Consider the following 12,956-nt stretch of genomic DNA (forward strand, 5'->3'; position numbering starts at 1 on the left):
AATGGCAATTCGGGCAGTCCGACCTCTCCCCAAGGGGAGAGGAGCCTGCCACCGCCAGCGCCAACCTCTTCTCCCCGACGGGGAGAAGGTGGCCGCGAAGCGGCCGGATGAGGGGGCTGCAAGCTGAAGATTATTTGCCCGCCGGCAGCAACCTGAAATCCGGTAGCTCCCGCAACGCGAGCTCCGGGCCGGCCGGCGAATAGACGACGAAAAGCTGCATCGGCTGCTCGCCGGTGTTGAGCGTCGAGTGAAAGCGGCTTTCCGGCACGTAGATGGTGCAGCCGGGGCCGACCTTGGCGACGACCGGATTGCCGTTCTCGTCCTCGACCATCTGCTCGCCATTGCCGGAGATGACGAAGATGATCTCCTCGGCGCCCGGGTGGTTGTGGCGGGTGTGACCCTTGCCCGGCGGCAGGTCGACGACGCCGCCCGAAAAGCGCTCAGCGCCGTTCACTTCCGGCGCGACGGTGAGTGACAGCTTGCCCCAGTCGAAGCCGAACGCGCTGACATCCTTCGGGTAGACGAAAACCTTGCTCCTGTCGGCCATTGCCTCATCCCTTCCTTTTCGTTTTTACCGGAGCATCGGATTTTCCCAAAACCGGCTTCCACCTTTGGGTCCGATGCTCCAGCGTGATCGCCTTGAAATCCGCCGTCTGCCTGGCGATCGCCGCTTCCGCCGGCAGCCGTTCCATCGAGCTCGCGCCATAGAAGCCGTGCAGCCCCTCGCAGCGCTCGAGGATGTAGCGCGCGTCGTCGGGCATCGAGATCGGCCCGCCATGGCAAAGCAGGATCACGTCCTTGCGCACCGAGCGCGCGGCATCGGCTATGGCGTCGATCTCCTTCACGCAGGCGTCGAGCGTCTTGGCCGAGGTGGCGCCGATCGAGCCGCCGGTCGTCACCCCCATATGGGCGACGACGATATCGGCGCCGGCTTGCGTCATTGCGCGCGCCTCGTCAGGGTTGAAGACATAGGGCGTGGTCAGCAGGTCGAGCTTGTGCGCCTCGGCGATCATGTCGACCTCGAGGCCGAAGCCCATGCCGGTCTCCTCGAAACTCTGGCGCATGGTGCCGTCGAACAGGCCGACGGTCGGAAAATTCTGTACGCCGGAAAAGCCCATGGTCTTCAGCTCGGACAACAGCAGCGGCATGATGACGAAGGGGTCGGTGCCGTTGACGCCGGCCAGCACCGGGGTCGTCTTCACCACCGGCAGCACTTCACAGGCCATTTCCTTGACGATCTCATTGGCGTTGCCATAGGCCAGCAGACCGGCGGCCGAGCCGCGCCCGGCCATGCGGTAGCGGCCGGAATTGTAGATGATGATCAGGTCGATGCCGCCGGCTTCCTCGGCCTTGGCCGACAGGCCGGTGCCGGCGCCGCCGCCGACGATCGGCACGCCGTCGGCGATCATCTTGCGGAACCTTTCCAGTATCGTTTTGCGCGGGATAGCAGCCATGCTTGTCGTGTCTCACTTTCTGGCGATGTCGAGAAAAGCCTCGGCCGCGACCTTGGCGAAGGCGGGATCGTTGATGTGCAGCGGCAGGCGCGTGACGGTGCGGTCTTTCGTCGGCTTTATCGTGCGCTCGATGGCGTCGAACAGCGCCGCATCGGCCTCCTTGTCGAAGAAGGGCCCGCCTTCGATATCGAGCGCCGAAACGCCCTTTTCCGGGATCAGGAAACGGACCGGGCCGTCGCATCGGGCGAGGCGGCCGCCGATCCTTTCGCCGATCCGGCGGCATTCCTCGGCGGTGGTGCGCATCAGCGTGACATTGGGATTGTGCTCGTAGAACAATCGTCCGCGATAGCGTTCGGGGATGGTCGGCGGCGCCCAGAAGTTCACCATGTCGAGTGCGCCGACCGAGCCGACATAGGGCAATTTCGTGCGGACGATCGCGCCGAAGCGATCCTCGGTCGCCGGCAGCACGCCGCCGAACAGGAAATCGCAGATCTCGGTCGTGGTGATGTCGAGAACGCCGGCCAGCAGACCGCTGTCGGCGAGCTTCTCCATCGAGCGGCCGCCGGTGCCGGTGGCGTGGAAAACCATGCAGTCATAGTCGGCGCGTAAGCGCTCGACGATCGCGGTCACGCAGGGCGTGGTGACGCCGAACATGGTGAGCCCCAGCGCCGGCTTGCCGGCGTCGGCTGCGGCCGGCTTCGCCGCCATGCCGGCGATGGCCTGGGCGGCATTGTGCAGCACCGTACGGGAGAGCCTGTTCAGTCCCGCCATATCGGTGACCGACGGCATCATGATGATGTCGGAAACGTCGACGTAAGGCGCGGTGTCGCCGGAGGCCAGTGTCGAGACCATGAGCTTCGGCAGGCCGAGCGGCAGGGCGCGCATGCCGGCGGTGACGATCGAGGTGCCGCCGCCACCGCCGATGCCGATGACGCCGGCGATATCATTGCGCGACTGGATGAAACTGGCGAAGGCGGCGGCCATGCCGGCAACGGCGGCGCCGCGATCGTCGGTGCCGAGAACAGCGCCGGCTCCCTTGGCATGATGCGCCGCGACCTCGCTGGCGGAGATATCGACCGGGACGGTCGCGCCGCGCGTGCCGATATCGACGCGGACGACCGTGCCGCCGGCAGCAGTGACGGCATCGGCCAGGAAGGCGAGTTCCTCACCTTTGGTGTCGGCGGTGCCGACCACATAGATGCGCTTCATCCGCGGTCCCCGTCGTCCGGCATGGTCGGATCGCCGCCCGCCGCTTCTGCCTGGCCCTCCCGGCGGACCATTGCAATTTTTTGAGACGCGCGTATCGTATTGATATGGATGTCTCACGTCAACAAGCCGCTTCTGATGATGCCGAGCAGGCGCCGACAGCCGAGAAGGGGCCTCGCGCACGGACCAGGCGGCTGATGCTGGAGACTGCGACGCGCCTGATGCAGTCCGGTGTGACGCCGTCCGTCAGCGAGGTCGCCGAGGCGGCGGAAGTGTCGCGCGCCACCGCCTACCGCTATTTCCCGAGCCAGGCCGCACTGGTGGCGGCGGTCGTCGACGAGGGGCTCGGACCGATCCTCACCTGGAAGTCGAAATCGAAGGACCCGGAGCGGCGCGTCGCGGAGCTGTTCGCCAGCGCCATGCCGCGCATCGAAGCCTTCGAAGCGACGTTCAAGGCAGCGCTCAAGCTTTCGCTCGACCAGTGGGCGCAGCGGCAGGCCGGCACGCTGGGCACCGAGCCGGCCTTCACGCGCGGCCATCGCGTCGATTTGCTGAAGGACGCGATCTCGCCACTCAAGGGCAAACTGAAGCCGCGCCAGTTCACGCGTCTCGCCCAGGCGCTGTCGTTGATATTCGGCGTCGAAGTGCTGATCGTGCTGAAGGACATATGGGGGTTGGACAGCCGTGACATGATGTCGGTCGCCGATTGGGCGGCAGGGGCGCTGGTGCGGGCAGCAGTGGCCGAATCGGGAGCGAAAGCGCCTGGCGTTTCAGTTTCGCCTGAGATGGGGAAATCCTAAATCTGGTTCGACCAGATTGAGAAGCCGTCTGCCAATGATAGCGGTGATGCATCGCGGAAGACAAGGCCTTCAGCTATCAAGGAGTAGGGAAAATAAGATAAAACAGAGAGATATCGCTACGAACGACTTGTCGGACGGCTTTCGACGCTACAAGAAAGAGCTTGACGTCCCTCTTGAATTGGTAATACCAGATCAGGACGCATAAAGTGGATTGAAAGCGCAGGCTGCGATCCATTTTTCCGGCAGGGCGAGGAGGCCCAAAACCGGAAAGTGCCATCACGGGAGGAACTGCCAGGGCCGACCACGCTGCCGGCCCGCATGTTACGGTAGAAGGCGCACAAGGGAGGAAAACTATGCGCAAGATAGTGACCAGCGTGATTGCTGGTATCGGGCTGGCGCTTGCCTGCGGGACATCCGTCCGCGCGCAGGACAAGGAACTCACCATCTTCTGGGCGGAATGGGATCCGGCGAACTATCTGCAGGAACTCGTCAATGACTACACGGCCGAGACCGGCGTCAAGGTAACGGTACAGACCACGCCGTGGCCGGATTTCCAGACCAAGGCCTTCACCGAATTCAACGCACATGGCGACGCTTACGACATGGTGGTCGGCGACTCGCAATGGCTCGGCGCCGGCTCGACGCAGGGCCACTATGTCGACCTGACCGACTTCTTCAACCAGCACAAGCTCGGCGATGTGATGGCTCCCGCGACCATCAAATATTATGCCGAATATCCCGGCGGTTCCGGCAAGTACTGGGCGATTCCGCTGGAAGGCGACGCGATTGGCTGGTCCTACCGCAAGGACTGGTTCGAGGACCCGAAGGAGAAGGAAGCCTTCAAGGCAAAATACGGCTACGATCTCGACGTGCCCAAGACCTATGCGCAACTGCGCGACATCGCCGAGTTCTTCCACCGTCCCGACCAGAAGCGCTACGGCGTCGCCATCTATACCGACAATTCCTATGATGCGATGGCGATGGGCGTCGAAAGCGCGATCTTCAGCTATGGCGGCGATCTCGGCGACTACGCGACCTACAAGGTCGACGGCATTACCAATTCGAAGGAGGCCGTAGCCGGCCTCGAAATGTACAAGGAGCTCTACAAGTTCACGCCTCCCGGCTGGGGCAAGACCTTCTTCGTCGAAGACAACCAGGCCATCACCGGCGGCCTTGCCGCGATGAGCATGAACTTCTTCGCCTTCTTCCCGCCGCTGGTGAACAAGGCCACCAATCCCTATGCCGACGTGACCGGCTTCTTCGCAAATCCAGCCGGCCCCGACGGCAAGCGCTTCGCCGCTCTCGGCGGCCAGGGCATCTCCGTCATCTCGTACTCGAAGAACAAGGACGAGGCGATGAAGTTCCTGGAGTGGTTCATCAAGGACGAGACGCAGAAGAAGTGGGCCGAGCTCGGCGGCTATACCTGCAGCCAGGCCGTGCTGAAGTCGGAAGCGTTCCAGAATGCCACGCCCTACAACAAGGCGTTCTACGACACGATGTTCATGGTCAAGGACTTCTGGGCGACGCCTGAATATGCCGAAGTGCTCGATCAGCTGAACCAGAACATCTATCCGTTCGTGGTCGGCGGCAAGGGCACCGCCCAGGAAGCGCTCGACAAGACCGCCGCCGACTGGAAGGCGACTTTCACCAAATACAATCGCTACAAGTAAGCATCGCAGTCAGAATGCCGGAGGAGGGTTTCCCCTCCGGCATTTCTGTTTTCAGGGAGAACGACCGTTGGCTTCGGTAGCCCTCACACATCTTGATCCTGCGTCCAGGGCCGCCGCGCGCGGCTGGTCGGATCTGACCATCCGCAACATGTTCATCATCCCGACGCTGGCTTTTCTGATCGTCTTCAACATTTTTCCGCTGATCTATTCGCTTGGCTATTCCTTCACCAACTTCGCCGCCAACCGCAGCGAGCCCTGGCAGTTCGTCGGCTTGCAGAATTATCGCGAGCTGCTCAGCGACGACCACATCTGGTCGAACTTCGTCATCACGGCGAAATACGTGATCGTTTCGGTAGCCGGACAGATGATCGTGGGCTTCGGCCTCGCGCTTCTGCTCAATCGCAGCTTTCCGATGAAGGGTCTCATCACGACCTTGCTGCTGTTGCCAATGATGATGTCGGCGGCGGTCGTCGGCCTGTTCTGGCAACTGCTCTACAGCCCCTCCTGGGGACCCATCAACTACGTCTTCGGCCTCGGCGACTTCGCCTGGCTCTCCAATCCCGACAGCGCCCTCTACGCGGTCGCGATCACCGATATCTGGATGTGGTCGCCCTTCGTCATGCTGCTGTCGCTTGCCGGCCTGTCTGCCGTGCCGCAGCATCTCTATGAAGCCGCCGCGATCGACCGCGCCGGCTGGTGGTACACCTTCACCCGCATCACGCTGCCGCTGGTCTCGCCGATCCTGCTTATCGCGCTGATCTTCCGCACCATGGAAGCCTTCAAGACGTTCGACATCGCCTACACGATGACGACCCAACCGACTGCCGAGCTCATTGCGATCCGGCTCTACAAGCAGGCGTTCCAGCAGTGGGACACCGGCAAATCCTGCGCGCTGGCCTACATCGTGCTGATCATGGTGCTGGCCATCACCAATCTCTACGTGAAGTATCTCAACAAGGTGAAGGAGCGCTGACAGATGGCCGCCGTCCGCACTTCTTCCGAGGTCGCCTTCAACCGCATCGCCATCGCCGCGGTGCTGATAGCCACGCTGATTTTCCTGGCGCCGATCTATTGGATTGCCTCGACGGCGTTCAAGCCGAAGGAACTCGCCGTCAGCGTGCCGCCCACCGTCCTCTTCGAACCCGAGGTGACGCCATTCGTCCGGCTCTTCACCAAGCGCGTGCAGATGCAAAAGACAGTCGACCCGAAAGCCTACGAAGCCGCGCCCTGGTGGGAAAAGCGCATCTATGACGGCGGCGAGCGGGTGCTGAAGGTCGGCAAGGACGTCCAGCTATCGCAATATCCCGACCGGTTCATGAACAGCCTGATCGTGGCGGTCATCAGCACGGTGCTCGCCGTCGGGATGGGGACCTTCACCGCCTACGGCTTCTCGCGCTTCAAGATCGCCGGCGAGGCGGATCTTCTCTTCTTCATCCTGTCGACACGCATGCTGCCGCCGGTCGTGGTCGCGATCCCGATGTTCCTGATGTACCGGGCGGTCGGCCTCAATGACTCGCATATCGGGCTGATCATCCTCTATGTCGCCTTCAACCTGTCCTTCTCGGTCTGGTTGATGAAGGGCTTCATGGACGAGATCCCGAAAGAGTATGAGGAGGCGGCACTCGTCGACGGCTACACGCGCATGCAGGCCTTCTTCAAGATCGTGCTGCCGGAAGCCGCGACCGGCATCGCCGCCACTGCCGTGTTCTGCTTCATCACCGCCTGGAACGAGTACGCCTTCGCGCTGATCATGACCAACCGGCGGGCCCAGACGGCACCGCCGTTCATCCCCAGCCAGATCGGCTCGGGCCTGCCGGACTGGACGACGATCGCGGCAGGTACCTTCCTGTTCCTGCTGCCGGTCGCGATCTTCACCTTCCTGCTGCGCAACCACCTGCTTCGCGGCGTGACTTTCGGAGCGATTCGCAAATGAGCTTTCGCGCGGTCAACGAGAAGTACCTTTTGCCGGCGTCGCAGATCCTCATGGTGCTCGGCATTGTCGCGCTCTGCCAACCGTGGAGCCTTAGCCTGCATTCCTATGGCGTAACGATCATCCTGATCGGGCTGATCGGCTTCAACATCACGTCCAAAATTGCGCCGGAGCAGGGTGAGGAAACCGGCGCCGCGATGCATGAGGGAGCCCGGCAGTGACGCAGATCGAACTTCGCGGCATCGAGAAATTCTTCGGCGCCGTCCAGGTCATCCACAACCTCAACCTCGCCATCGCCGACAACGAATTCATCGTGCTGCTTGGACAGTCGGGCTGCGGCAAGACGACAACCCTGCGCGCCATAGCCGGGCTGGAGACGATCGACCAAGGCGACATACTGATCGACGGCAAGGCCGTGCAGCACCTCAAGGCGGCCGATCGAGACATCGCGATGGTGTTCCAGTCCTTCTCGCTCTATCCGCACATGACGGTTTTCGAGAACATCGCCTTTCCGCTGCGCGCCACACGTATGAGCAGCGGCGAGGTCGACACGTCGGTGCGCGAGATCGCGCGGGTGCTGCGTATCACCGACCTCCTCGACAAGAAGCCGTCGGCGCTCTCGGGCGGCGACATGCAGCGGGTGGCGATCGGCCGCGCGCTGGTGCGACGGCCGAAGGCGATGCTGATGGACGAGCCGATCGGTGCGCTGGACGCCAAACTGCGCGAGGAAATGCGGGCCGAGATAAAGCGGCTGCACATCAAGCAGGGCTCGACCACGATCTACGTCACTCACGACCAGATCGAGGCGATGAGCCTCGCCGACCGCATCGTCATCATGCATGAAGGCTTTATCCAGCAGGTCGGCACGCCTGACGAGGTCTACTCGCATCCGGCCAACCTGTTCGTGGCCCAATTCGTCGGCAGCCCGGTGATGAACGTCGCCGAGGCCAGCGTCGCCGATGAGGCCGGCGCCGCGAGCGTCACGCTCGGCGGCGCGGCCAAAGGTTTCGAATTTCCGCGTGCGCTGCTGTCCAAGCTCAACGGCCACGCCACCAATGGCGGCCTGACGCTCGGCATCCGTCCGGAAGGAGTTCTCGTTCGGCACGATGCCGCGCCCGGCTACATGCCGGTCGAGGCGCAGATCATCGAGCCGCTGGGATCCTTCGACATTGTCGACCTCAAGGTCGGCTCCAAGATGCTGCGGGCCCGCACCAAGGCCGGCTACGTTTCCGGTCCGGGCGAGAAGGTCCATGCCCGCATCGATCCAGAGCAGGCGCATTTCTTCGACACGGCAAGCGGCAAGTCGCTGGGAGTAAGGCTGTAATGGCCCATATCGAACTGAAGAACATCACCAAAAAGTTCGGCAGTCATACTGCGCTGACCGGCCTCAACCTGGAGATCGCCGACGGCGAGTTCTTCGTGCTGCTTGGCGAGACCGGCGCCGGCAAGACAACGACGCTGCGCCTGATCGCGGGGCTGGAGAAGCCGAACGAGGGCCAGGTCTTCATCGACGGCGTCGACGTCGCCGACTGGGGCGCGGCCGAGCGCGACGTGGCGCTGGTGCTGCAGCAATATTCGCTCTATCCGCGCTACACGGTGCGGCAGAACCTCGAATTTCCGCTGAAGCCGAAAATCCGCCGGCTGCCGGATGCAGAGATCAAGGACCGCGTCGCGCGCGCCGCCCGCACGCTCAGGATCGAGCATCTTCTGGATCGCAAGACCGACCGACTTTCCGGCGGCGAGATGCAGCGCGTCTCGATCGGCCGCGCGATCGTGCGCAAGCCGCGCGTGTTCCTGATGGACGAGCCGCTATCTGCGCTCGACGCCAAGCTGCGCGAGGCGCTGCGCACGGAATTGAAGAACCTGCAGATGCAGCTCGGCGCCACGTTCCTGTTCGTCACGCATGACCAGATCGAGGCCATGTCGATGGGCGACAAGGTCGGCGTGCTCAACCATGGCCGCATCGTGCAGACCGGCACGCCGCACGAGATCTACAACAATCCGCGCGACACCTATGTCGCGAGCTTCGTCGGCTCGCCGCCGATGAACCTCATCGACGGCAGGCTGGTCAACGACCGCGCCGTGATGGCGCCGGTGAATTTCGAACTGCCGCTTGGGGCCAAGACTTTTGGCGGGGGCAGGACGAGCGGCGCGGCCGACGGTCGCCCGCTCGTCTTCGGCATCCGTCCGGAGGACGTCTATCTGGAGAGCGACGCGCCCGTCGAGGCACGCGTCCACGATGTCGAGAACCACGGCGTGGAGAAGATCCTGACGCTCAGGGTCGGCGACACGATGCTGCGGGCGACCGTGCCGGCCAGGACCGATGTTGCGATCGAGCAGCCGGTGCGCTTTGCCTGGAACCCGGACAAGGTGGTGATGTTCGACAAGGGCAGCGGCGTCAGCCTGCGGCACGCCGGATAGCGGCCGGCTGGCCGCAGCCCTATTTCGGCAGATAGGTCTCGTAAGGCGTGTCGTTGATCAGCAGGATCACGCATTCGGTGTCCGAGAGACAGGCATCGTCATGCATCTCGTCGGCCTTCTGGGTCCAGTAGGAGCCCGGCGGCAACTCGACCTTGGTGGCTTCGCCGCCCTGCATCTGCCAGTGCGCCCAGAGACCTTTGATGACCACGGCGCGATAGTCGGCGGTATGGGCATGGACGGGCGCGCGCCAATTGCCGGGGACTTTCAGCAGCGTGCCCGCGGGCCCTTTCGCCCGCTCTCCCCATAGCGGGCCAAGGCGCTGCGGCTGGCCCGGCGCCTCGACGGCATAAGGGATCTTGTCGGCCGGCAAATAGCTGTCTTCGAGCGCGAAAGCCCGGCTCGGCAGAATGGCGAGCGCGGCAAGCGCAAGCGGTGCGAGATGATTGGGCACGGCGATTTCCTCCGCCAACCACCTTAGGCGGCCTCGGTCGGCGGGGAATGGCGCGTCGTCCAAAAGATTTGGCAATTCCTCCAGCAGCCGCCTGCCGGATGTCAGGATTGCTCCTCCGCGCCGGCATTGCGGAAATGGCTCGGCGCCACGCCCATCACCCGCTTGAAGGCGCGGCTGAAGGAGGCCTCCGAATCGTAGCCCAGTCGCGAGGCGGTGACCGAAACCCGCATGCCGTCGCGGGCAAGCCATTGCCGCGCCTGATGCATGCGCACGCGCAGCACATATTTAGCGGGCGTCTCGCCGACCACGGTGGCGAAGCGCTGCGCGAAGGCGGAGCGCGAGGCGCCCATCATCCTGGCCAGTGCTTCGACCGTCCAGTCGCGCTCCGGCTGCAGATGAATGGCGGCAAGCACTTTGCCGACATCCGGGTTGCGCACGGCGGCGATCCATCCGGTGGCATCGCCGCACCCATTCTCCACCCAGGAGCGGATGATGGTGGCGGCGAGCACGTCGGCCAGGCGGGCAAGAATGCCGCCGGAGCCGACGCGGTCCATCGTCACCTCGCCGGCCATCGCGTCGAGCAGATGCTGGATGCCGGGCGCATTCGCCATCAGCTTATGCGCCTGCATGAGGCCAGGCATCATCTCGAGCAGCGGATGCGAGCCGTCGAGGTTGAAATGCATGCTGCCGCAGAACAGCAAGGTCTTGCAGCCGTCGCAGCCGTTCGAGACGTCGTAGATGTTCTCGCACACCGGCTCGATGGTGTAGCGGCCGATCGGCACCGGCGGGACGCCGGGCGCGCTCGCCAGCACATGCGCGTCGCCGCGCGGGATCAGCAGCGCGTCGCCCACCGAGAGCTGGGTCCATTCCTTCGCCGGGGTGAAAAGCCAGCAGCCCTGCTGCCCGATGAAATGGAAGCGCGCGGCCTTCTGTGCCGGGAAGGAAACAGCCCAGGGCTCGCCCAGCACACAGCGGCCATAGTCGACGCCGTCCAGGCGCAATCCGCGCAGCATGTCGGTGAGCGGGTCGCCCGAGGTCTCTAAAGCGGATTTGGACGAATTGTAATTCATTTCGGGGTTTGTAGCATGGAAACTCCAGATGGTCACTCCCTATGTTGCACCGCAGTCCAAATGTTGCGCTGCAACTCACCGGAGATTTGCCATGTCCGAGCCCGCCACAGGCGCCGTCGACGCCGCTGTCCTCGACAGAGCCGAACCTGAAGAACGAAGTGAGCCTGCATGGGGCGCGGTGGTCTCGCTGGCGCTCGGTGTTTTCGGGCTCGTGACCGCCGAATTCCTGCCCGCCAGCCTGTTGACTCGACTGGCGCAGGACCTCGGCATCAGCGAAGGTGCCGCCGGACAGGCGGTGACGGCGACGGCGGTCGTCGGCGCGATCGCCGCGCCGACCATGGCGATCGTCACCAAGCGGCTCGACCGCCGGCTTGTGATGTGGACGCTCTCCGTCCTTCTGATCGTCTCCAATCTCGTTGCCGCCTTCGCCTCCTCGCTCACCATGCTGCTTCTTGCCCGCGTCGTGCTCGGCGTCGCGCTCGGCGGCTTCTGGTCGATGTCGGCGGCCATGGCGCTCAGGCTGGTGCCGATGCGGCTGATGCCGCGCGCCATGTCGATCATCCTGACCGGTGTCTCGGTCGCCACCGTGACGGCGGCTCCGGTCGGCGCCTATGTCGGCGACATCTGGGGCTGGCGCACGGCCTTCATGATCGCGGCGGTCGTCGGCGCGCTGGCGCTTCTGGTGCAACTTGCCACGCTTCCCAGCCTGCGCCGACGGCCGTGGCGAGCTTCCGCACACTGGTCGAGGTGCTGAAGCGCCCGATGATCCGGATCGCCCTGCTGGTGGTGGTGCTGGTCGCGTCCGGGCAGTTCGCCGGTTTCACCTATGTGCGGCCGTTCCTGGAGACGGTCCCGGTCATGCCGATCGAGACCATCTCGCTGGTGCTGCTCGCCTATGGCATTGGCGGCTTCTTCGGCAATTTCGCCGGCGCGTTCCTGGCCGAACGCAATCTGAAGCTGGCCGTCGGCCTGGCGCCGCTGCTGATCGCCTTGTCGGCGGCGGGGCTGCTCATGTTCGGTGCCTCGCCAATCACGGCGGCGATCGCCGTCACCGCCTGGGGCTTGGCCTTCGGCGCCGTGCCGGTCGGCCTGCAGACCTGGCTGGTTCGCGCCGCGCCCGACCAGGCCGAGAGCGCCGGCGGACTGATGGTCGCGACCTTCCAAGTGGCGATCGCGCTCGGCGCCATCGTCGGCGGCCTGCTGGTCGACCATGCCGGTGTTGCGAGCGCCTTCGCCTATGGCGGCGTGGCGACGTTGCTCGCAGCGCTTGTGGCCTCCCTTATGGGGCCGAAGCAGGCCGCAGAGTAGGCAAGCGCGGCCATTCTCTCAAGCTTCGGCCCGGCGGCTCTCATGAGCGCCGGGCCGATATTGTCGTGATCGCCGATACGAAGCGCGTCAGGCTATGCTCGACATAGGCGGGGAGCTCCATGTCGTCGGAATCGAAGCTCCACCACAGCAGAGAACCCTGCCAGTGGGCTGCCATCAGCAGGCCGATATCGTCCGGCACGCCGCGGACGCCGGCGAAGCAATCGGAAAGCATCCTGCCGAGCGCCGCCTTCCAAGTGGCGCCGCGCGCCCTTAGCATTGGATCGCGCAGATCCTCGCGCAGGACGAGCAGGCCTTCTGCATAGGATTCGATGTTGCCATAGCCGCTCGAGAGAGCGACTAGTAGCTCGACGGCGCCAGCGGGGGTTTTGGGGACCGATGCTGCCGCTTCCTCGGTTTTTCGGTCGAGACCATCCCAGGCATAGAGCAGCGTGCGCTGCTTCAGCAGCGCCTTGTTCTTGAAACGCTGCACCAGCGTCGAGCCTGAAAGGCCGCAGGCCCGCGCCAGCCTTTCGAAGGTCAGCGCTTCCGGGCCCTCGGCATGCATCAGCCGGTAGGCGGCTTCCAGCACCTGCTCGTCGGACTGGGTTTTTGGCCGGGTCATCTTGACTCTCTTTTATAAACGAAT

The 12,956-nt window shown here is 64.0% G+C and carries 13 protein-coding genes and 1 pseudogene; 8 read left to right on the top strand and 6 right to left on the bottom strand.

Going from position 1 to position 12,956, the window contains the following annotated elements:
* Positions 1 to 130 precede the first annotated feature (130 nt).
* From P9273_RS28250 to P9273_RS28260, 3 genes are read right to left on the bottom strand one after another with little or no spacing between them, the layout of a single operon-like run.
* Positions 131 to 547 (bottom strand): cupin domain-containing protein, encoded by a 417-nt coding sequence (locus tag P9273_RS28250; RefSeq protein ID WP_278051738.1) that lies wholly within the window; start codon positions 545 to 547, stop codon positions 131 to 133.
* Between the two features lie 4 nt (positions 548 to 551).
* Positions 552 to 1,454 carry a phosphoenolpyruvate hydrolase family protein gene (locus P9273_RS28255; RefSeq protein WP_278051739.1) on the bottom strand — a complete coding sequence of 301 codons (903 nt, stop codon included), beginning with the start codon at positions 1,452 to 1,454 and terminating at the stop codon, positions 552 to 554.
* Positions 1,455 to 1,466: 12 nt separating this feature from the next.
* Positions 1,467 to 2,663, bottom strand: a complete 1,197-nt coding sequence (locus P9273_RS28260) for a Tm-1-like ATP-binding domain-containing protein (protein WP_278051740.1) — start codon at positions 2,661 to 2,663, stop codon at positions 1,467 to 1,469.
* A 104-nt stretch (positions 2,664 to 2,767) separates the two neighbouring features.
* Between P9273_RS28260 and P9273_RS28265 the strand changes: the two genes are divergently transcribed.
* The 7 genes from P9273_RS28265 to P9273_RS28295 all read left to right on the top strand — a co-directional run bounded on the left by P9273_RS28265 (position 2,768) and on the right by P9273_RS28295 (position 9,481).
* Positions 2,768 to 3,460 carry a TetR/AcrR family transcriptional regulator gene (locus P9273_RS28265; protein WP_278051741.1) on the top strand — a complete coding sequence of 231 codons (693 nt, stop codon included), beginning with the start codon at positions 2,768 to 2,770 and terminating at the stop codon, positions 3,458 to 3,460.
* A gap of 353 nt (positions 3,461 to 3,813) precedes the next feature.
* The gene (locus P9273_RS28270; RefSeq protein ID WP_041003712.1) at positions 3,814 to 5,130 is read left to right on the top strand and encodes an ABC transporter substrate-binding protein; all 1,317 of its coding nucleotides are present in this window, start codon (positions 3,814 to 3,816) and stop codon (positions 5,128 to 5,130) included.
* Between the two features lie 67 nt (positions 5,131 to 5,197).
* The gene (locus tag P9273_RS28275; RefSeq protein WP_041003710.1) at positions 5,198 to 6,103 is read left to right on the top strand and encodes a carbohydrate ABC transporter permease; all 906 of its coding nucleotides are present in this window, start codon (positions 5,198 to 5,200) and stop codon (positions 6,101 to 6,103) included.
* A 3-nt stretch (positions 6,104 to 6,106) separates the two neighbouring features.
* Positions 6,107 to 7,063: a carbohydrate ABC transporter permease gene (locus P9273_RS28280; RefSeq protein ID WP_278051743.1), complete on the top strand. Its 957-nt coding sequence runs from the start codon at positions 6,107 to 6,109 to the stop codon at positions 7,061 to 7,063.
* The gene (locus P9273_RS28285) at positions 7,060 to 7,281 is read left to right on the top strand and encodes a hypothetical protein (protein ID WP_278051744.1); all 222 of its coding nucleotides are present in this window, start codon (positions 7,060 to 7,062) and stop codon (positions 7,279 to 7,281) included. The genes P9273_RS28280 and P9273_RS28285 overlap by 4 nt, the downstream gene beginning before the upstream one ends.
* A complete protein-coding gene (locus P9273_RS28290; protein ID WP_278051745.1) occupies positions 7,278 to 8,384 on the top strand; it encodes an ABC transporter ATP-binding protein in 1,107 nt (368 codons plus the stop codon). The genes P9273_RS28285 and P9273_RS28290 overlap by 4 nt, the downstream gene beginning before the upstream one ends.
* A complete protein-coding gene (locus P9273_RS28295; protein WP_278051746.1) occupies positions 8,384 to 9,481 on the top strand; it encodes an ABC transporter ATP-binding protein in 1,098 nt (365 codons plus the stop codon). Before P9273_RS28290 ends, P9273_RS28295 begins: the two co-directional genes overlap by 1 nt.
* Positions 9,482 to 9,500: 19 nt before the next feature.
* Here the strand turns inward: P9273_RS28295 and P9273_RS28300 are convergent, their stop codons facing one another.
* Together P9273_RS28300 and P9273_RS28305 are read right to left on the bottom strand one after the other, a co-directional pair.
* A complete protein-coding gene (locus P9273_RS28300) occupies positions 9,501 to 9,932 on the bottom strand; it encodes a DUF4437 domain-containing protein (RefSeq protein WP_041003773.1) in 432 nt (143 codons plus the stop codon).
* Positions 9,933 to 10,033: 101 nt separating this feature from the next.
* A complete protein-coding gene (locus P9273_RS28305; protein WP_278051747.1) occupies positions 10,034 to 11,002 on the bottom strand; it encodes an AraC family transcriptional regulator in 969 nt (322 codons plus the stop codon).
* Between the two features lie 91 nt (positions 11,003 to 11,093).
* Between P9273_RS28305 and P9273_RS28310 the strand changes: the two are divergent.
* Positions 11,094 to 12,310 (top strand): annotated as a pseudogene (locus tag P9273_RS28310) (MFS transporter).
* 40 nt (positions 12,311 to 12,350) lie between these two features.
* Here the strand turns inward: P9273_RS28310 and P9273_RS28315 are convergent.
* Positions 12,351 to 12,932, bottom strand: coding sequence for a TetR/AcrR family transcriptional regulator (locus tag P9273_RS28315; RefSeq protein ID WP_278051748.1), 582 nt, complete (start codon positions 12,930 to 12,932; stop codon positions 12,351 to 12,353).
* Between the last annotated feature and the right edge of the window lie 24 nt (positions 12,933 to 12,956).

This window comes from Mesorhizobium sp. WSM4935, assembly GCF_029625735.1.
Classification (GTDB): Bacteria; Pseudomonadota; Alphaproteobacteria; order Rhizobiales; family Rhizobiaceae; genus Mesorhizobium.

What these genes read in the sequence shown, in the direction of transcription:
- P9273_RS28265 (WP_278051741.1), top strand. Translation starts at nt 2,768, where the DNA reads ATGGATGTCTCACGTCAACAAGCCGCTTCTGATGATGCCGAGCAGGCG.
- P9273_RS28305 (WP_278051747.1), bottom strand. Translation starts at nt 11,002, where the DNA reads ATGAATTACAATTCGTCCAAATCCGCTTTAGAGACCTCGGGCGACCCG.
- P9273_RS28315 (WP_278051748.1), bottom strand. Translation starts at nt 12,932, where the DNA reads ATGACCCGGCCAAAAACCCAGTCCGACGAGCAGGTGCTGGAAGCCGCC.
- P9273_RS28295 (WP_278051746.1), top strand. Translation starts at nt 8,384, where the DNA reads ATGGCCCATATCGAACTGAAGAACATCACCAAAAAGTTCGGCAGTCAT.
- P9273_RS28270 (WP_041003712.1), top strand. Translation starts at nt 3,814, where the DNA reads ATGCGCAAGATAGTGACCAGCGTGATTGCTGGTATCGGGCTGGCGCTT.
- P9273_RS28285 (WP_278051744.1), top strand. Translation starts at nt 7,060, where the DNA reads ATGAGCTTTCGCGCGGTCAACGAGAAGTACCTTTTGCCGGCGTCGCAG.
- P9273_RS28280 (WP_278051743.1), top strand. Translation starts at nt 6,107, where the DNA reads ATGGCCGCCGTCCGCACTTCTTCCGAGGTCGCCTTCAACCGCATCGCC.
- P9273_RS28255 (WP_278051739.1), bottom strand. Translation starts at nt 1,454, where the DNA reads ATGGCTGCTATCCCGCGCAAAACGATACTGGAAAGGTTCCGCAAGATG.
- P9273_RS28260 (WP_278051740.1), bottom strand. Translation starts at nt 2,663, where the DNA reads ATGAAGCGCATCTATGTGGTCGGCACCGCCGACACCAAAGGTGAGGAA.
- P9273_RS28250 (WP_278051738.1), bottom strand. Translation starts at nt 547, where the DNA reads ATGGCCGACAGGAGCAAGGTTTTCGTCTACCCGAAGGATGTCAGCGCG.